Source organism: Kitasatospora sp. NPDC001527 (genome assembly GCF_040298605.1).
Classification (GTDB): Bacteria; Actinomycetota; Actinomycetes; order Streptomycetales; family Streptomycetaceae; genus Kitasatospora.
In genome coordinates this window covers 94,780-112,510 of record NZ_JBEPAM010000005.1, presented here as the reverse complement: position 1 = coordinate 112,510, position 17,731 = coordinate 94,780, and the positions used below count along the sequence as shown (strand labels likewise).

The following is a 17,731-nucleotide window of genomic DNA, read 5'->3' as shown; positions in this document are numbered from 1 at the left end:
CGGCGGAGGTACGAGGGTCGCGGAAGGCCCCGCAGGGGGACGTGTGTCGGCGTCCGCGCCGGGGGCGGACGGTCCGGTGATCGTCGGGGCGGCGCGAAGGCCCGTTTCGAATGCCGCGATGAGGTGACGCATGCAGAACCCCGCACGCTGCGGGTTCGCGGGGAGCGTTCCGTACAGAAATGTATCGGGTCCGAACCACCTTGCCCAATAGGCCGGACGAGTGAATGCCCGGCGCGCGCCGCCCCCGCCGGGATCCTGCACGCGGGATCTGACGGATCCTCAGCCGGACTCTCTGCTCGGCCGGTTCGACCTCCGGTCGGCGACTCCCGCCTCGGGCTGCCCCGCCCGGGTCAGCGCAACGGCTGGGCCGTGAGCGCCGTGCCTGTCCGGGTGCGCAGGTGCACGGCCGTGCGGCCCGTGCGGCGGGTCGTCACCAGCCCCGCGGCACGCAGAGCGCCGAGGTGCTGGGAGACGGCGCCGGCGGTGACGCCCAGGCGGGCGGCGAGTTCGGGGGTGCTCAGCGGTTCGCCGAGCTCGGCGAGCAGTGCGGCGCGGGTCCGGCCGAGGACGGCGGTGAGCCCGGCGGACGTCGGGCGGGGCTGTTCCCAGAGCAGCCCGACGCCGGACACCGGGTAGCGGATGGAGGCGGCGGCACGCGGGGAGTGGTCGACGATCACCTCCGGCCAGCCGAAGACGGACGGCATCAGCACCAGCCCGTGTCCGCCCGCGTCGACCGTCCACACCGCCCCCGGGCGCCGGCGCCCGTGCACCACCAACTCGCCCTCCCGCCACACCACGTCGTCGTGCAGCTGCGCGAGGAGCCCCGCCACTCCGCCGTCCACCAGCGCCAGCGCGCGCCGGCCCAGGTCCGCCTCCAGCACCGTCCGCATCCGCCCCCAGTGCGGGGCCACCAGCCGGGCGTGGCAGCGCGTCAGCGCATCGGCGGCCCGTTCCAGCAGCACCGCCGGCCCCGGCAGCTTCCCGGCCCGGGCACCGAGCGCGGCGACGCACTCCGCCGTGACGTACGCCGGGTCCGTCGCCCGCAGGTCCGCCAGCTCGGCCCCGAACGCCGGCAGGCGCTCCTGTGGCACCGGGAACAGGAACGACGGCAGGCAGCCTTCGACCAGCATCCGCAGCAACGGCAGCTCCGGCTCCTCCGCCAGCACCGGCCGCGCCTCGCGCACCCACGGCCGGTGCACCTCGTGCCCGCCGACACCGAGCGCCGCCCGCACCCCGAGCACCGTCTCGGCCAGCGGCGACACCGCGAGCCGCACCCGTGCCACCTCGGCCGCCGAGAGCCGGATCTCCACCGCCATGTCCCGCCCCACCGTCCGATCGTTTAGCCGAGGCTGAACGATAGCCGGACCCGGCCACCACCCCACAGGCTGTCCGACATGGAGTTCTTCACCTCGTACGACGGAACCGCGCTCGCCTTCCGCACGCTCGGCGACGGCCCGCCGCTGCTCTGCCTCCCCGGCTGCCCCGGGCGCGCCGCCGCATACCTGGGCGACCTGGGCGGCCTGTCCGCCCACCGCACCCTGATCCTGCCCGACACACGCGGCACCGGGGCCTCCGCGATGCCCGCCGACCTGGCCACCTGCCGGGTCGACCGCCTGGTGGCCGACGTCGAGGCGCTGCGGCGCCACCTCGGTCTGGACCGCGTCGACCTGCTCGGCCACTCCGCCGGCGGCAGCCTGGCCATGCTCTACGCCGCCGCCCACCCCGACCGACTCGACAGCCTGACCCTGGTCACCCCCTCGCTCGCCGCCGTCGGACTGCCCTCCGACAGCGGCGTGGAGGCGGTGATCGCCGCCCGCGCGGCCGAGCCCTGGCACGCCGAGGCCGTCACGGCGCACCGGCACGTGACGGCCGCGAAGACCTTCGCCGAGGCCGCGCCGTACCGGTTCGCCTTCGAACCGCTGATGTACGGCCGCTGGGACGAGGCCGCCCGCGCCCACGCCGCCGCCGACCCCGCCCAGCGCGCGCTCCCCGTGAGCGAGCACTACTACCGGGGCTACACGCCCGACACCCGGGAACTCCGGGGCCGCCTGGGCGCCCTGCCCTGCCCGGTGCTGCTCCTCGCGGGCGAGGTGGACCTGTGGCCCACCGCCGAGTCCGCCGCCGGTGCCGCGGCGCTCTTCCCCGAGGTGACGCTCGCCGTCCAGCCGGGTGCCGGCCACTATCCGTGGCTGGACGACCCGCAGGCGTTCACGGCGAGGGTGGAAGGCTTCCTCTCCAGGGTCGGCTGACCCCCGGAGCCGAGCAAGCGCCGCCGACCCCCGCCTCGGACAGGCCTCAGCAGGACAGGACGGGCGACTCCGGCTTCGCGCCGGCCGCGCTCAGCCTGGCGAAGCCCTTCAGGCTGGGGGAGAACGCCAGGGTGGCCTGGACGGTGGCCCGCAGGGCGGTGGTCCGGTCGAAGCCGGCCGAGTCGTACGGGACGGCGCCGCGCCGCTCCGGAGCGGCGGCGCAGCGCAGCTGGCGCGGCTCCAGCCACTTGTGGGCCCGGTAGCCGCCGCTGGAGCCGACGGTGAAGAGGGTGTGGGCGGCCCGGCCGGTGGTCACGGCGTTGGGATCGGTGGCGCCGGGGGACACGAAACCGCCGTCCGGGCGCTGCTGGTTGACCAGCCAGCCCATGGCGTGCCCGGAGGAGCCGGCGGGGTTGCCGGCGTTGTAGCCCTGGATGCCGAGCGCGGTGGCGTCGGGGTCGCCGGTGCAGGTGGTCGGGCCGAAGGCGACGGGGTAGCCGCCGGTCGGGCACTGGCTCGCGCTCAGGAAGCTGCGGGCCTTCTGCGGGACACCCGCCGCGGTGCGCGAGAGGGCGATCAGGGCGAACGACTGGCCGGCGATGTCGCTGCGGTCGCCCGACGGGGAACGGTCGGCGAAGCGGCCGTTCGTGCCCAGCAGCGAGAGGAGCCGGGCGACGAGGTCGACGCCGCCGAAGTCCGTCGGGTCCAGCCCGCGGACCTGGGCGAGCAGCAGCAGCTTCGCGGTGGGGCCCGCGTAGGCCTCGGTGGTGCCGTCGCCGAGGTAGTCGGCGAGGATGTCGGGGCGGGCCAGCCAGGCGGTGGCCCGGGCGCCGGCCTCGTCCGCGGTGGCCGCGGCCGCGAAGGCGAGCACGGCGTCGACGGTGAGGTCCTGGTCGGGGCGGACGGTGCCGTCGACGACCTTCTCGAAGTGGTCGCCGTCCACGAGTTGCCGGGCCAGCCAGCCGGCCGAGGCCTCCCGCGGCAGGAGGGTCGTGACCGGGGCCACCGAACCCCTGACCGCGGCGGTTGCGGGGGCGGTCGGGAGAGGCAGGACGGCGGCGGCCAGCGCCGGTATCGCGAGCAGGCGGACGAGCCGGTGGCGCAGGGGCATGGGGTGCCTTTCCGGGCCCGGGCACGGGAGGTCCGCCGGGCGAGACGGCCCGGTTCGGACCGGACTCCCCCGTCGGCGGAATCGTCATGTGACGATCCATCATGTTCATGTCGCGGCAAGGGGGTCAAGACTCCCCGGCCCGGGCCGGCACCGGCCACCACCGCGTCGGGCGCGACGAACGCCGCCCGGCCGGTCCGGTGGTCCGGCGTCCGGCCGGGCGGCGGGAGTGCGGTCAGCCGGTCGGGGCGGCGGTGGCCGCGGTGGCCGGCTGACGGCCGCAGAAGGCGGTCGCCAGCAGCTTCTGCGAGGCCTTCCAGCCCTGGCCGGTGTCGCGGTAGCCGTTGGTCGAGATCGCCACCAGCCGGCGGCCGTCCAGGGTGGCGTAGAGGGCGCTGTTGTGCCCGCGGCCGGTGCTGCCGTTGTTGCCCCAGACCTCGCCGCAGGGCGTGGCCAGCCGGCTGATCCCCAGGCCGTACTGGGCGTCGCCGCTCGCCGGGGCGACCGTCAGCATCTCGGCGAGCAGCGGCGCGGGGAGCAGCCGCCCGCCGAGCAGGGCCCGCAGGAAGGTGCCGAGGTCCGCGGTGGTCGAGATGCCGACGCCCGCCGCGTCCATCTCGCTCGGCTCCATCTCGGTGACGTCCACCGGGCCGCCGGGCAGATCGAGGTAGGTGTGCGCGTGCGGGCCGCGGATCCCCGTCGCGTGGGCCGGCATCGAGGTCCCGGTCAGCCCCAGCCGGTCGATGATCCGGCGCTCCACCTCCCGGCGCCAGTCGTGTCCGGTGACCCGCTCGACGATCAGGCCGGCCAGCAGGTAGTTGGTGTTCGCGTAGCGCCAGTCCGTGCCGGGCGCGGAGTACGGCGGGTGGCCGTTGGCCACCGCGAGGAGCTGGTGCGGCGTCCAGCTCCGCCAGCGCCCGTCGCGGAGCCAGGTCTCGTGGTCGACACCGATGGCCGGGTCCTCGGTGTAGTCGAACAGCCCGCTGGTGTGGTCGAGCAGCTGGCGCACGGTGATGGAGCCGCCGTTCGGGACGGCACCCGGCAGCAGGCTCTCCACACTGTCGTCCAGCCCGAACCGCCCCTCGCCGACCAGCTGGAGGACGACCGTCGCCACGAAGGTCTTGGTCACGCTGGCGATCCGGAACCGGCCGTTCGCCGCGGGCTCGGCGCCGGTCGAGAAGTCGCCCACGCCCTCCGCGCCCTTCCACACCGTGCGCCCGTACTCGGTCAGCCGGGCGAGGGAGCTGGAGGCCCCGCCGATCCCGACCACGCCCTCCAGCGCCTCGTCCAGCGCCCGGGCGTCCACAGCGCCCCGGTGCGGGCCTGTGCCGAGGGCGCCGGCCGTCGGGGCGGTCACACCCACCAGGCCCGCGCCCGCCAGTGCCAGCGCGAGGACCCGCACGGCCGTTCCGCGCCGTCCGGCACGGGCCTGCACGCCCGGCGCCGTCCGCGCCCCGTTCCGCTGCTCCGCCACACTCATGCGTCCTCCTGTGTCCGTGCCGACGGCTCTCGTAACACCCGAAAAATGCGATGAACTGACACTCTATGACCTGACTATGCGTCAGTTCCCACGGTGCGGCGTCCCGGCGACTCCTTGACGCGCAGAAGCTCGACGGTTCCGCCCCGCTGCCTCTCAATCCACCGTCCGTACAACCTCCGTGATGGTCCATCACGTCAAACCGTGCAGTGATCGAACTGTCGGACGATTTGACGGAGGTACGGTGCGGACTGCTCGCGGAGTGACCGGGATGCTGGCGGTGGGGGTCGTGTCGGCGCTTGTCCTGAACACGGGAGGTTCCGCCCCCAGGAGCAGACCCGCCTCCACCGGCACCATGCCCGCGAGTCCCACGCCCTCGGCCTCCGCCGAGACCCCGGTCCCCACCCCGCCCCCCACGCCCACGCCGACGCCGACCTGGGACGGCCAGGTCAAGCTGCTCGGCGACGGCTCCACCTCCGACACCGGCCCGCAGCCCAGGCAGCCCAAGCCCGAGCGGCTGAAGCCCGGGGAGCAGCCGCCGCAGTTCGTGGTCTTCTCCTGGGACGGCGCCCTGGAAGGCGACGACCGCCTCTTCTCCCGCTTCCGGAAGCTGGGCGTGGAGAACAACGCCCAGATGACGTTCTTCCTCTCCGGCCTCTACCTCCTTCCCAAATCGAAACGCACGCTCTACCGCCCCCCGAAGCACGACCCGGGCTCGGCATCGATCGACTTCGCCACCAACGCCCACATCAAGGACACCCTGGAGCAGCTCCGCCTGGCCTGGCTGGACGGCAACGAGATCGGCACCCACTTCAACGGCCACTTCTGCGGCCCGCAGCCCGGCGGGGGCGGTGACTGGTCCGGCGAGGAGTGGGCGTCCGAGCTCGACCAGGCGATATCCTTCGTCACCAACTGGCGCACCAACACCGGCTACAAGGACCTCCCGCCGCTCCCCTTCGACTACACCAAGGAGCTGGTGGGCGGCCGCGCCCCCTGCTTGGAGGGCCAGAAGAACCTGCTGCCCGTCGCGAAGGCCAAGGGCTTCCGCTACGACGCCAGTTCGCCCGGCGAGTTCCAGGTGTGGCCGGTGAAGAAGGAAGGCGTCTGGAACTTCCCGCTGCAGTTGCTGCCGAACCCCGGCACGTCCTCCCAGAACCTCTCGATGGACTTCAACTACCTGGCCGGCCAGTCCGGCACCACCACGAACGGCGACCCGAAGAAGTTCGACGCCTGGGAGAAGGCGACCCGGGACAGCTACCTGGCCGGCTTCGAGCGGGTCTACAACGGCAGCCGGGCCCCGCTCTTCATCGGCAACCACTTCGAGGACTGGAACGGCGGCATCTACATGCAGGCGATCGAGGACGTGATGAAGAGCGTCTGCAAGCGTGAGAACGTTCGCTGCGCCTCGTTCCGCCAGGTCGCCGACTGGCTGGACGCCCAGGACCCGAAGGTGCTGGACCAGCTGCGCCGGCTGGACCCGGCACAGCCGGCGGACTGGTCGCGGCTGGTGAAATGACGACCGCCGGGCGGCTGCGGGACCGCAGCCGCCCGGTCCTCCTACCGCCCGCCCACCGCCTTCATGTACGTGCTCCAGATCCGGCCGGGCAGCGCCGAGTCCGGGGTGTCCGGGCCGGCCCCGCCCACCCCTTCGAGGGACAGCGGCTTCATGTCCCGCAGGTCGGCGCGGAAGACCGTGACCGCCGTGGCGAGCTGTCCGCTGTAGCCGACCGCCCACCCCGCCGTGCGGTCCGCGGTGGTGCCGGGCTTCGCCGCCAGGTCGGGCCCCGCTTCGGCCGCCCAGCCGGCGCTGCCGCCGCGGACGGCGCCCTTGAGGGCCGCGTCGACCTCGGCGGCGACGGCCGGTGACAGTGCCTGGACGGCGGCGGGCAGGCGCAGCGTGAGCGGCTCGCCGTTGCGGGTGATGCGCAGGACGGAGTACGGGTCGGTGCGGCTGCCGCCGGCGGCGAAGGCGGTGTAGGCGTCGGCGGTGCGGATGGCGCTGGGGGTGGAGTTGCCGACGGCGAAGCCGGGGCTGAGTTCGCCCATGACGCTGGGAAGGAGGCCGAGGGCGGCGGCGGTCTTCTGTACCCGTTCGAGGCCGATGTCCAGTCCGAGCTGCATGATCGGCCCGTTGACGGACTGCTCGACGGCTGCGCGCAGGGTGACCTGGCCCCAGTCGCGCTTGCCGTCGTTGGCGGTCTTGGCGATCTTGCCGTCGCGCCCCCAGTACGGGCCTTCCGGGGTCATCACGTTCACCCCGTTGTCCCCGTTGTAGGTGGTGCCGGGGGTGACCGGGGTACGGGTGGCGCCCCGCGTGCGTTGCACGCCCTGGTCGAGTCCGGCGGCGTACACCAGCGGGGCGAAGGCCGAACCGACCGGCACGGTGGAGGTGTTGGCGTTGTTGAATCCCTGTTTGAGGTAGTCGGGGCCGCCGTAGAGGGCGACGATCCGGCCGTCGGGGGCGACGGAAGCCGCGCCGACCTTGAGGAACTTGTCGGCGTCCCGGGCGCCGGGGTCGATGCCCTTCGTGGCTTCCTGGACGGCGACGGCCAGGGCGGTGACCCTGGACCTTTCGAAAGTGGTGTGGATCTGGTAGCCGCCGAGGTCGAACTCGGCGGGGGTGATGTCGGTGTGGCTCTCCATGTAGGACTTGGCGATGTCGACCAGGTAGCCGACCTGGCCGCCGAGGCCGGCGGACTTCGGCCGCGGCTCGGGTTCGGGGAACACGGTGTACCGGGCGCGGTCCGCGCGGGAGAGCCTTCCGGTGTCGACCATCCGGTCCAGGATCCAGGACCACCGCTCCTCGGCCCGATCGTGGTTGGCCGCGCCCAGCGCCGGATCGTACCGCCCGGCTCCCTTGAGCAGGGCGGCGAGGAAGGCGCCCTCGCTGACGTCGAGCTGGGAGACGTCCTTGCCGTAGTAGGCCGCGGCGGCGCGCTGGATGCCGTAGCTGCCGCGGCCGAACCAGCTGCTGTTGAGGTAGCCCGCGAGGATGTCGTCCTTGCTCATCCGGTCGTCGAGCTTGAGGGCGATGACGGCCTCGCTGAGCTTGCGCGAGAAGTCCTGCCGCTGGTTGAGGTAGATGTTCTTGACGTACTGCTGGGTGATGGTGGAGCCGCCCTGGGTCTCGCCGCCGGAGACCAGCTTCCAGAGCGCACGGCCGATGCCCTTGGCCGAGATCCCGGGGTCCGAGTAGAAGGTCTCGTTCTCGGCGACGAGCACGGCCCACCGCACCGGTTCGGGGACGCCGTCGAGCGGCACCTCCTGCCGGTTGGTCTCGCCGATGCGGGCCATCTCGGTGCCGTCCGCCCAGTAGTAGACGTTGTTCTGCTGGGTGGCGAAGGCGTTGAGGTCCTCGGGCACCTGCGTGACGGTGTAGAACCAGGCCAGCCACCCGGTCGGTCCGAGGACGCCCAGTAACGCCACCAGGAGCAGCTGCCGCCAGGAGGGGAGCCAGCGCCGGACTCCGCGCCGCCCCCTGCGCGGGTAGTCGATCCACCGCAGGGGCCACCACCGCGGCCACCGCCACCGTCGGCGTCCGGGCTTCTCCTCCTCGACCCCGCCACCTCGTTGTGCACGCACAGTCCGATCTCCGCTTCGCTCGTGGGTGCAGCACCCCGTCGAACGAATAGACGCCGTGAGGGTCGGAGCACGACAGCGGACGGTCGGTGTGATCATGGTCATATCGCATGCCCCTGACGATCACCGGGCCTGGAGCACAGTGGATCTGACGTCCCGTCGGGTCGCGGGGGTGATCGCCGGCGGCGATGGCGCTTGACGACGGCCCGGCCCCCGGGATGCCGGAGGGCCGGGCGGGGTGTCAGTCGTCGATGCCGAAGTGGTCGAAGTCGGCGCCGGTCTCGCCCAGGCGGAAGCCGAGGAAGCGGTAGGCGTCCACCTCGCCCAGCACCAGTCATCCGGGCCTGGGCACCGTCCTGACGGCCACCGGCCCGGTTACCGGGGTGGCCACCGCCGTGGGGGCAGTCGCGACGGCCCCGAGCTGGTCCGGCAGAAGGAGTGGGGGTCGACGTCGCCGGTCACCAGGTGACCGGCAGTGCGTGCACACCGTAGACCTCGTTGTTCACCCGGTAGGACACCTCCTCGGCAGGACACGCGAGTGCGAGACCGGGCAGCCGCCGCAGCAGCGCGGGCAGCGCGATCCGCAGCTCGGCGCGGGCCAGCGGCGCGCCGAGGCAGTGGTGCGGACCGTGCCCGAAGGCCAGGTGCGACACGGGCCTGCGCCCGATGTCGAGGCGGTCCATCCCGGCGCCGAGCGCCGGGTCGCGGTTGGCCACCGGCAGCTGGCAGACGACCTGGTCACCGGCCGTGATCGGCACGCCGCCGAGCTCCGTGTCGTACCGCGCGGTCCGGGCCAGCGCGGTGCTGGACACCGACAGGAACCGCAGCAACTCCTCCACGGCGGTGTCGATCACGGGGTCGCTCTCCGCGGCGGCGCGCAACCGGCCGGCCTGTTCCGGGTGCGCCAGCAGGGCGAGCACCCCCAGGCCGATCGTGTTGGACACCGTGACGTGGCCGGCGAGCAGCAACAGCTCGCAGACGCCGACCAGTTCGGCGTCCGACACCGCGTCGCCGTGCTCCCGGACGAGCATGCCGATCATCCCGTCGTCCGGGCTGCGCCGCTTCGCCGCCACCAGCGAGGCCGTGTACGCGCGCGACTCCCGGCCGGCCGCGAGCCGCTCCTCCATCGGCAGCCCGAGATCCAGCGTGGTCCGCGACCAGCGGTGGAACTCCCCCTGATCGGGATCGGGAACGCCGAGCAGCGCGCAGATCACCCCGAGCGGCAGCGGCAGGGCGAAATCCGCCATCAGGTCCGCCGCGGGACCGCGCGACTCCATGGCGTCGATCAGCTCGCCGACCCGGGCGCGGATCATCGGCTCCAGCGCGCGGATCCGCTTCCCGGTGAACTCCGGCGTCAGGACGCGGCGCAGCCGGGTGTGCTCCGGCGGGTCCATGTTGAGGAGCTCGTTCGGCAGGACCGGGGCGCGCTCCGCGTCGTACATCGCGAAGGTCTCCTGGTCGGCCAGCACCCGCCGCACATCGGTGTGCCGGGTGACGAGCCAGTACTCACCGACCCGGTGCAGCCAGAAGTCCCGCACCCGCCGCACCGGATCCCCCCGCTGGGCCTCCCCCAGCGCCGCCCCCGGGCCGAGCCCGTCGCGGCGGTAGAAGATCGAGATCGGCGGTGCTTCCTGCTCGCTCATGGGCCCTCCCCTGACCACCCGGTACCGATCTCCCGATACCCAGGCGCTCACGCCGCTGCGCACTCCGGTCCCGATCCTCCGCAGCGCACGGGGGTGCGGAACCCCCGCCCGCACCCCCTCCCCCGCGCCGGAGCCGCCCCCAGCGCCTCCTGGGCCAACCCGGTGGAAGCGCATCTCGGCCCGCTGCGGCCGTGCACGATCGCGAACGCGAGCCACCGGAACCACGTCGTGCGTCCGCCGGGGCGGACGTCCGCTCCCCGACGCGGCCCGACGGTAGATTCACCTCGGCTCCGCCCCATCGAAGGATCCAGAGGTCACCCGGGTGAACATCCTCACGACGCATGGCGCTCTGCTGAGCCGACTGCTGCCTGACGACGAACCAGGCAAGCTCACGGTGCGACAGGGACAGTTCCACAACGTGGTCATCGGTTCGGACCGCGTTGTGTGCCTGCCCCGCACCCGGGCGGCGGCCGCCCGGCTGCCCGAGCGCGCTGCCGCACTCCGCGTACTCGCCGGACTCGACCTCGGCTTCCGCACACCCGGACCGCTGTTCCAGGGCGGGGCCCACGGCGCCGGTGAGGTCCCGTTCCTGGTCCTCACCCGCATCCCCGGTGAACCCCTCCGAGCCGACGCGCTCAACGATCCCCGGGTGGCCGACACCGTGGCGGCGCAGTACGCAACGCTGCTGGGCGGTCTGGCCCGTGCCGGCATCGACGGGGCGGTACGAGCAGTGCTGCCCCAGGCGCCGGCCGACCGGTGGAGCCGCTTCGCGGAGAGCGTGCGCGCGGAGCTGTTCCGCCTCATGTCCGACAGCGGGCGCCTACGGGCCGAGCAGGAGCTCGCGGCACTCGACAGCCTCCCCCACCTCACCCGCGCAGTGGTCCATGGCGACCTCGGTGCCGAGAACGTCCTGTGGGAGTGGACGCACGGCCTGCCCCACCTTGCCGGAGTACTCGACTGGGACGATGTCGAACTCGGCGACCAGGCCGAGGACCTCGCGGCCGTCGTCGCCGGCTACGGTGTCGAACTCCTGGAACGGGTGCGTGCCCTGGGCGGCTTGTCAGACCACGGACTCACCACCCGCGTGGCAGCGATCCGCGGCACGTTCGCTCTGCAACAAGCCCTCTACGCCATCCGCGACGGAGACGAAGACGAACTCGCGGACGGCCTGGCGGACTACCGCTGACTGAAGCACGTGACCTCGGTCTCGTCCGCGTGAGACCGTGTCGGCGGGCTGCCGGCTCCGTTCACCGCAATGGCTCAACGCCGTCCGCCAGGACGACCTGCCCAGCCTCCACACCCTCGCCGCCGGCATCGACCGCGACCGGGACGCGGTCATCGCCGGCCTCACCCTGCCCCGGAATTCGTCATGTGAACCGGATCAAGATGCTCAAACGCCAGATGCTCGGCCGCGCAGGGTTCCAACTTCTACGCAAGCGTGTGCTGTTGGCGTGACCACAGTCGCACGCGGACCCGAGTGGGGTCCGGCATCCGGCGCGGGCTGCGACAGCAGAAGTACACCGCTCGCTCGGAAACGCTATAGCTTCAGCCTGTGACCGACGCGCCCAGCCAAACCGACGCTGCCCTGCCGAACGTGCTCCCGCATTACCGGACGCTCCTGGACGAGACGGACTGGGCGTCACTGGCCACCCCGTGCGGGACAGGCGAAATCCTTCCGGCGGCGCTGGCACGCCTCCTCGATCCCGATCCGGGCACCAGAGCTGCGGCCGTCTTCGACGCCCTCGGGGCGGTGACCCACCAGAACAGCATCTACGAAGCCACCGTTCCGGTAGCCCTGTATGTGGCAGCCATTCTCAATCATCCGGCCACCGCCATGGGCAACCGCGGCCGGGATGCGGATCGGGCGCCGCATCGTCCCACCCGCGCGGCACTCCTGGACTGGCTCAGCAGCACCGCCTACGACGCCGACGACGAGAACGTGGCCGCCGGCGAACGCCACTGCGGGAAAGAGTTCCTCGACGACTATCAGGAGATGCGCGCGTTTCGCGACCTGCGTCCAGTGTTCTACTCCGCCGTCCAGCCTCTCCTCGGCAACGACGACGCGGAGGTACGTGCCGCAGCCGTCGTTGCCGCCATCCCCTTGGTGGAGCACCCCGCTCTCGTCCCGCACCGAGGAGAGTTGGCCGGCCGAGCGCGCGATCTGCTGTCCACCAGCGCGGACCGCTACAAGCGCGACCGTGTCTTCGACGCCCTGAAGGCGTGGGGACATGACACGAGCGGCCTGGAGAACGCGGACGACCTGAGCGCCCGCGAACTGCGCGCCCGTCGCATAGCCGAACGCGCTTCCTGGGCGGGTGGATACGCCGAAGAACCGCCGTTCTGACTCAAGGCGGCAGGCCCCGCCCCCGGCTGATTACTGAGCGTAGCTGAATCACAGAAGTCGAGCCAGAACCTCACTTCGGGACCCGCCTCGGTCCGGTCCCGTTCGATGGTCCCTGCTCCGGGCGGCGCAGGCCGCCGGCGAGGACCAGGCCCGTCTCGTAGGCGAGGATGACCAGTTGGGCTCGGTCGCGGACACCGAGCTTGGCGATCGCGCGGGTGACGTGGGTCTTGGCGGTGAGCGGGCTGATGAAGAGCTGTGAGGCGATCTGGTCGTTGGACAGGCCGGTCGCGATCAAACGGGTCACCTCGCGTTCCCGCGCGGTGAGCACGGCGAGCTGATCGGCGGTGTCGGTGGGGACTGCCGGGCGGTGCGCGAACTGCTCGATCACCCGTCGGGTCGCGCCCGGTGAGAGCAGCGCGTCGCCTGCCGCCACGGCCCGGACGGCCTGGCGCAGGTCGTCCGGTTCGGTCTCCTTGGTGAGGAATCCGCTCGCGCCCGCGCGCAGGGCCGCGAAGACGTACTCGTCGGTCTCGAAGGTGGTGAGGACGATGACGCGGCAGTCCGCCAGTTCGGGATTCTCGACGATCGTCCGGGTGGCGGTGAGGCCGTCCGTGCCGGGCATGCGGATGTCCATGAGGACGACGTCGGGCCGGACGGCGCGGGCCGTACGGACTGCCTCGTCGCCCGTGCCCGCCTCGCCGACGACCCGGATGTCCTCGGCGCGGGCGAGGAGGCTGCTGAATCCCGCCCGTACCAGGGCCTGGTCGTCGGCGAGGAGCACCTTGATCGTCATGGGCGGAAGCCTGGCACAGGTATGGCGGCTCGCACGAGCCATCCGCCGCCCTTTCCGTGCGGTCCGGCGGAGAAGTCTCCGCCGAGCGCCCGGACCCGTTCATCCATCCCGCGCATCCCGTGCCCGGCCGTCCACGGTGGCTGTGCCGAGGTCCGGCCGTCGTCGGTGACGCTCACCTCCACCCGTCCGTCGCCGCACCGGATGCCGACCTCGGCCCGTGACGCCTCTGCATGACGGACCGTATTGGTGAGGGCCTCCTGGACGATCCGGTGGACGGCGAGGGAGACCGGTGCGGGGAGGGCGGCGAGGTCGCCTGCCGCCTCCAGCCGGATGTCCAACTCCGTCGACCGCATCCGGTCGACGAGCGCCGCGATCTCAAGGACCCCGGCCGCGGGGTCCTCCGGGGCCTCCCCCGGCGCGCGCAGCACGTGGACGAGCGCGCGGAGGTCCCGCAGGGCCACCGTGCGGACCCGCTGCGCGGTGGCGAGGGCGTTGCGCGCCTCTTCCGGGGAGTCGTCCAGGGCCTCGGCCGCGACCCGGAGCTGGAGCCCGACGACGGTGAGGGTGTGCCCGACGACATCGTGCAGTTCTCGGGCGATGTCCAGGCGGGCCTCCGCGATCCGCCGGCCGGCCTCCAGGTCCTGTTCCCGTGCGGCCCGCAGAAGGCGCTCGTCGAGTTCGGCGCGCCAGCGGAGCCGGTTGCGGTAGGCGGCGGCGGAGGCGAGGAGCACCGCGAGCCAGAGGGCCTCGGCCCCCAGGGAGCCGAGGGCCTCGCGCGCCGTGGCGCCACCGGCGATCGTCTCCCAGGCTCCGGCGAAGGCCAGTTCGGCCAGGCCCACGCCGGCCGCCCACGGCAGGCCGGGCCGGCCGGGCCGGTCGTCCGAGGCCAGAGTGGCGTATGCGGCGGACACCGGCCACACCCAGCCCACGTCGGTGAGTCCGGCGGTGCGGAACACGACGACGGCCTGCACGCCGAGCAGCAGCACGGCGAGCGGCCACCGGCGGCGCGTCAGGAGCAGCGCGCCCAGCCACAGGGCGAGCGGCAGGGTTCCCGCGGCGTCCAGCCGGCCGCCGAGCCGGACGGTGACGGCCAGGACGGCGACGACGGTGCCGGCCGCGAGGAGCCCGTCGACGAACCGGGCCGTGCGGGGGGCGGCAGGAGCACGGACGGCGGGTCGTTCCATGCGCCGATCATGCACGACGGTCCCGCCCCCGCTCACGGCGGGTGCCCGTCACCGCCAGCGCGAGCGCGACCCACCCGAAGTCCACGGCGATCACCAGGCGTTCGGCGAGGCCGACGAGCGTGGGGGCACCCCCCAGCCCGAGCGACGGGCCACCGTCCATCACGTCGACCAGGAAGACCGCGAGCGCCGCCGTGGCCGTGGCCGAGGCCACGGTCAGGGTGTTCAGGGCCGTTCGCAGGCCGGGCCGCCGGGCCACGAGCGTCCCGCGGAGCAGCACGGCGGCGGTCGGCAGGGCCGCGAAGGCCAGGAAGGCGGCGTTGCCGTGGACAAGTTCGGAGGGGGAGGGGCGGCTCCAGTCGCCGGGCGGGTCCGCCGGGAAGAGAGCCGCGACCAGGATGCCCGCCGTCCACACCGCGAGCGCGGCCCGACCCGCCCGCCGGGTCCCGGCCCCCAGCCGTACCACGAGGACGGCGGAGGCGGCGGCGACGGCCAGCAGCGCCGCCGGGACCAGCCAGCCGGCCGTGCCGTGTACGTACCGGCTGAGGGTCTCGCTCACCAGGTCGTACTCCGGGTTGAGCGTCTCCACCGCGGCCATCGCCAGGGCCCCGCTGCCGATCAGGGTGAGCGGAGCCCGCACCCCCGCGGCCGGAGCCGTGTTCGTCGCCGTCATGCCGTCCTCCTCGGTGTCGTTCTTGTGATCCAGAACCTACGGAGGGGGCGGGGGCGGTCGCGTCGTCCCGATGCGGACAGCCCGTTGTACACCGGCCGGTGTCGTCGCCCGGCCCGGCTGCACCGTTCGGTGTACGTGCCGGTGCGGCCGGGCCTCCGCCAGCACCACCGACACGAGACCAGGACCACCATGGAGATCGGCCGTGGCTCCGTGACCTCCGCCGCCGGGTACGCCCTGGTGAGGCTGTGAACGCCGTCCGCGCAGCACAGGCCGTACGCCCCCACGCCCGGGCACGAGGCGACGGGGCCGGCGGACACGCGCCCCGGGCCCACTTGACCCGGGATCTGGTTAGCCGCCATATTACTTCCATGGCTCAGCAGCACGACGCCGGCACCGGCGCACCCACGCTCGACCAGGCCCGGCGGCAGCTTTCCCGGTACGGCCTGTCGGCCGACCCGCAGGCGGTCCTGGTCGCGGCGCGGCTGATGGCCGCCGGATCCAGGCTCGGCCAGGCCGGCGAGGCGCACTTCGCGCGCTTCGGGCTGTCCACCGGCCGCTACCGGCTGCTGGCCGAACTGGAGGACCACGGCGGCGAGAAGTCGCCCTCGCAGCTGGCGAGCGCGCTCGGAGTCTCCCGCGCCACCGTGACCGGACTGGTCGACGGACTGGAGCGGGACGGCCTGGTCGCCCGCCGCCCGTCCACCGAGGACGGGCGCGGCAACGTCGTGGTGCTGACCGCGCGCGGCGCCCAGCGCCTGCGCGAGATGGCGCCCGAGCACTTCGCGCGGATGCAGGCGATGGTCGGCGGGCTCTCGGTCGAGGAGCGCACGCTCTTCCTCGACCTGCTGGCCCGACTGGTCGAGGGCATGTCCGCCCTGACCGACGACTGACCCGACGCGCCACCACCACCGCGGCCACCGCCACCCCGGGCCACCGGGCCGGCCCGCCGACTCCTTCACGCCCATGTAGTTAGCCACCTGATCATTTATAGTTAGCCCCCTAATCACTAGGACCGCCCATGCCCAGCCGAACCCAGCAGCGGCCGACCGCTCCCGACACCACCCCCGACACCGCCGCCCCGCCGCGCTTCGTGCTGTGGCGCGAGGTGCTGGTCGCCTACGCGGCACCCGCCCTCATGGCCGGAATCGGCGGCTTCGCGACCGGCCAGTCCGAGCTCAGGATCGCCGCTCTCACCACCATCGCCGGCACCTCGGCCCTGGTCGCCGCCCTGGTCGGCGCCCGGCACCGGCGGCGCCCGGCCGACTCCTGGGCCGCCCGCGGGCCCGTCCCGCTCCTCGCGCTCGGGTTCGGCCTCGGCTCCGCCGCCCTCGCCTTCGCCGTCGGCTCGGCCGGGGCCGCGTGGCTGCCGCACCTGCCGGCGCTCGCCGACAGTCCGTGGCCGGGCCGGCTGCGCTTCGACCTGCCCGTGTCCGCCGCGATCGCGGCGACCATGACCACCTGGCGCTGGCGCGCCTCCCTCCCCCGCCGGCACCGGGCGCACTGACCCGCCGGCGCCCGCCCACCGGGCACCCGCGAACACCGACCGACCACCCACCGACCACCGACCGAACACGACCGAACCCAGGAGAGAACCCCGCATGATCACCGTCATGGGCGCGTCCGGCGCCACCGGCGGCGCCACGCTGCGCAGCCTGACCGCGCTCGGCATCCCGGTCCGCGCACTGAGCCGCGACCCCGAACGCCTGCTGGACGGCCTCGACGCGCCCGTCCGCCGGATGGTCCAGGCCGTCGCCGCCGACGCCGCCGACCCCGACTCGATGCGCGCCGCCCTCCGCGGCACCCGACAGCTCTTCCTCACCATGGAGAACGGCCCCCGCCAGGTCGAGTACGAGCTGCGCACCGTCGACCTCGCCGCCCTGGAGAGCGTGGAGCACATCGTCAAGGTCTCCGCGCCGGCCGCCGAGCCGGACTCCCCGGTGGCGGTCTCCCGGGGCCACCACGTCATCGAGGAGCGCCTGCGCGCCTCGGGCATCCCCACCACCGTGCTGCGTCCGTACGCGTTCATGCAGAAGCTGCTGCTGCTCGCACCGGGCATCGCGGCGGCCGGGCTGATCCACGGCGCGATGGGCTCGGCCCGCTGCAACTACGTCGACTGCCGCGACATCGGCGACGTCGCGGCCGCCGCGCTCGTCCGCCCGGGCGCCGCGGGCGGCAGCATCGCCCTGACCGGCGGGCGCGCCTACAGCCACCCGGAGCTCGCCGGACTGCTGAGCACACTGCTGGGCCGGCCGGTGCAGTACGTCGACCTGCCGCCCGCGCAGATGCACGCCCACCTGGTCGCCCGGGCCGGGATGCCGGACTGGCTGGCCGCCCACGTGGTGGAGATCCAGCGGCTCGCCGTCGAGCGCCCGGAGGCCCCGGACGTCGCCGCCACCCGGCTGACCGGACGGCCCCCGCGTACGCTGGAGGCATTCCTCCAGGAGCACCTCGACGCCTTCCGCCACCCCTCCCGCTGATCCCCCCGCACAGCCCCCGAGGGCCCGCCGCACCCCCGTGCGGCGGGCCCGTCACCCCGAGGGAGCAGCAATCGGTGTGGCATGGGTCACGGTCGGAAAATCGACCTGACGATCCGTCAAAGCGACTGACAGGTCGTCACATGCGACCCACGGAGCCTCAGTTGCGAGCTGATGCTCCGTCAGATTCGGCCACTGTCGGGCCAGTTG

Annotated in this window: 15 protein-coding genes; 7 read left to right on the top strand and 8 right to left on the bottom strand. The window is 73.4% G+C overall.

What is annotated here, in order from left to right; translation table 11 throughout:
* Nucleotides 1–350: 350 nt before the first annotated feature.
* Entirely contained in the window at nucleotides 351–1,316 is a 966-nt protein-coding gene (locus ABT238_RS07130; RefSeq protein ID WP_350755928.1) for an ArsR/SmtB family transcription factor, read from the bottom strand.
* A 78-nt stretch (nucleotides 1,317–1,394) separates the two neighbouring features.
* On the opposite strand from ABT238_RS07130, the gene ABT238_RS07125 reads away from it, so the two are divergent.
* Nucleotides 1,395–2,249, top strand: a complete 855-nt coding sequence (locus ABT238_RS07125; protein ID WP_350755926.1) for an alpha/beta fold hydrolase — start codon at nucleotides 1,395–1,397, stop codon at nucleotides 2,247–2,249.
* Between the two features lie 46 nt (nucleotides 2,250–2,295).
* Here ABT238_RS07125 and ABT238_RS07120 read toward each other — a convergent pair whose 3' ends face one another.
* Together ABT238_RS07120 and ABT238_RS07115 are read right to left on the bottom strand one after the other, a co-directional pair.
* Entirely contained in the window at nucleotides 2,296–3,360 is a 1,065-nt protein-coding gene (locus ABT238_RS07120) for a prenyltransferase/squalene oxidase repeat-containing protein (protein ID WP_350755924.1), read from the bottom strand.
* Nucleotides 3,361–3,592: 232 nt separating this feature from the next.
* Nucleotides 3,593–4,837 (bottom strand): serine hydrolase domain-containing protein, encoded by a 1,245-nt coding sequence (locus ABT238_RS07115; protein ID WP_350755922.1) that lies wholly within the window; start codon nucleotides 4,835–4,837, stop codon nucleotides 3,593–3,595.
* 268 nt (nucleotides 4,838–5,105) lie between these two features.
* Between ABT238_RS07115 and ABT238_RS07110 the strand changes: the two genes are divergently transcribed.
* Nucleotides 5,106–6,350: a polysaccharide deacetylase family protein gene (locus ABT238_RS07110; RefSeq protein ID WP_502891406.1), complete on the top strand. Its 1,245-nt coding sequence runs from the start codon at nucleotides 5,106–5,108 to the stop codon at nucleotides 6,348–6,350.
* Nucleotides 6,351–6,391: 41 nt separating this feature from the next.
* Here the strand turns inward: ABT238_RS07110 and ABT238_RS07105 are convergent, their stop codons facing one another.
* A complete protein-coding gene (locus tag ABT238_RS07105; RefSeq protein ID WP_350755918.1) occupies nucleotides 6,392–8,416 on the bottom strand; it encodes a transglycosylase domain-containing protein in 2,025 nt (674 codons plus the stop codon).
* Nucleotides 8,417–8,871: 455 nt separating this feature from the next.
* Nucleotides 8,872–10,056, bottom strand: coding sequence for a cytochrome P450 (locus tag ABT238_RS07100; RefSeq protein WP_350755916.1), 1,185 nt, complete (start codon nucleotides 10,054–10,056; stop codon nucleotides 8,872–8,874).
* Nucleotides 10,057–10,378: 322 nt separating this feature from the next.
* Here ABT238_RS07100 and vph point away from each other — a divergent pair, with 322 nt between their 5' ends.
* Both vph and ABT238_RS07090 read left to right on the top strand, forming a co-directional pair.
* The gene (gene vph / locus ABT238_RS07095; RefSeq protein ID WP_350755914.1) at nucleotides 10,379–11,242 is read left to right on the top strand and encodes a viomycin phosphotransferase; all 864 of its coding nucleotides are present in this window, start codon (nucleotides 10,379–10,381) and stop codon (nucleotides 11,240–11,242) included.
* A 366-nt stretch (nucleotides 11,243–11,608) separates the two neighbouring features.
* Nucleotides 11,609–12,400, top strand: coding sequence for a hypothetical protein (locus ABT238_RS07090; RefSeq protein WP_350755912.1), 792 nt, complete (start codon nucleotides 11,609–11,611; stop codon nucleotides 12,398–12,400).
* A 70-nt stretch (nucleotides 12,401–12,470) separates the two neighbouring features.
* Here ABT238_RS07090 and ABT238_RS07085 read toward each other — a convergent pair whose 3' ends face one another.
* The 3 genes from ABT238_RS07085 to ABT238_RS07075 are packed head-to-tail and all read right to left on the bottom strand — an operon-like array spanning nucleotide 12,471 to nucleotide 15,047.
* A complete protein-coding gene (locus ABT238_RS07085) occupies nucleotides 12,471–13,193 on the bottom strand; it encodes a response regulator transcription factor (protein ID WP_350559439.1) in 723 nt (240 codons plus the stop codon).
* Nucleotides 13,190–14,377 (bottom strand): sensor histidine kinase, encoded by a 1,188-nt coding sequence (locus tag ABT238_RS07080; protein ID WP_350755910.1) that lies wholly within the window; start codon nucleotides 14,375–14,377, stop codon nucleotides 13,190–13,192. Before ABT238_RS07080 ends, ABT238_RS07085 begins: the two co-directional genes overlap by 4 nt.
* A 7-nt stretch (nucleotides 14,378–14,384) precedes the next feature.
* A complete protein-coding gene (locus ABT238_RS07075) occupies nucleotides 14,385–15,047 on the bottom strand; it encodes a DUF998 domain-containing protein (protein ID WP_350559433.1) in 663 nt (220 codons plus the stop codon).
* A 368-nt stretch (nucleotides 15,048–15,415) separates the two neighbouring features.
* Between ABT238_RS07075 and ABT238_RS07070 the strand changes: the two genes are divergently transcribed.
* From ABT238_RS07070 to ABT238_RS07060, 3 genes are all read left to right on the top strand, one after another.
* On the top strand, nucleotides 15,416–15,937 hold the full coding sequence (locus ABT238_RS07070; RefSeq protein WP_350559430.1) for a MarR family winged helix-turn-helix transcriptional regulator: 522 nt from the start codon (nucleotides 15,416–15,418) through the stop codon (nucleotides 15,935–15,937).
* Nucleotides 15,938–16,065: 128 nt separating this feature from the next.
* Complete coding sequence (locus ABT238_RS07065; protein WP_350559427.1) at nucleotides 16,066–16,551, top strand: hypothetical protein; 486 nt, start codon at nucleotides 16,066–16,068, stop codon at nucleotides 16,549–16,551.
* Between the two features lie 94 nt (nucleotides 16,552–16,645).
* Entirely contained in the window at nucleotides 16,646–17,524 is an 879-nt protein-coding gene (locus tag ABT238_RS07060) for an NmrA family NAD(P)-binding protein (protein WP_350755908.1), read from the top strand.
* Nucleotides 17,525–17,731: the final 207 nt, after the last annotated feature.

Bases quoted from the DNA above. Each gene is read 5' to 3' on its own strand.
- ABT238_RS07060 (WP_350755908.1), top strand. From the start codon at position 16,646: ATGATCACCGTCATGGGCGCGTCCGGCGCCACCGGCGGCGCCACGCTG.
- ABT238_RS07065 (WP_350559427.1), top strand. From the start codon at position 16,066: ATGCCCAGCCGAACCCAGCAGCGGCCGACCGCTCCCGACACCACCCCC.
- ABT238_RS07080 (WP_350755910.1), bottom strand. From the start codon at position 14,377: ATGGAACGACCCGCCGTCCGTGCTCCTGCCGCCCCCCGCACGGCCCGG.
- ABT238_RS07125 (WP_350755926.1), top strand. From the start codon at position 1,395: ATGGAGTTCTTCACCTCGTACGACGGAACCGCGCTCGCCTTCCGCACG.
- ABT238_RS07085 (WP_350559439.1), bottom strand. From the start codon at position 13,193: ATGACGATCAAGGTGCTCCTCGCCGACGACCAGGCCCTGGTACGGGCG.
- ABT238_RS07070 (WP_350559430.1), top strand. From the start codon at position 15,416: ATGGCTCAGCAGCACGACGCCGGCACCGGCGCACCCACGCTCGACCAG.
- ABT238_RS07110 (WP_502891406.1), top strand. From the start codon at position 5,106: ATGCTGGCGGTGGGGGTCGTGTCGGCGCTTGTCCTGAACACGGGAGGT.
- ABT238_RS07115 (WP_350755922.1), bottom strand. From the start codon at position 4,837: ATGAGTGTGGCGGAGCAGCGGAACGGGGCGCGGACGGCGCCGGGCGTG.
- ABT238_RS07130 (WP_350755928.1), bottom strand. From the start codon at position 1,316: ATGGCGGTGGAGATCCGGCTCTCGGCGGCCGAGGTGGCACGGGTGCGG.
- ABT238_RS07120 (WP_350755924.1), bottom strand. From the start codon at position 3,360: ATGCCCCTGCGCCACCGGCTCGTCCGCCTGCTCGCGATACCGGCGCTG.
- ABT238_RS07075 (WP_350559433.1), bottom strand. From the start codon at position 15,047: ATGACGGCGACGAACACGGCTCCGGCCGCGGGGGTGCGGGCTCCGCTC.
- ABT238_RS07100 (WP_350755916.1), bottom strand. From the start codon at position 10,056: ATGAGCGAGCAGGAAGCACCGCCGATCTCGATCTTCTACCGCCGCGAC.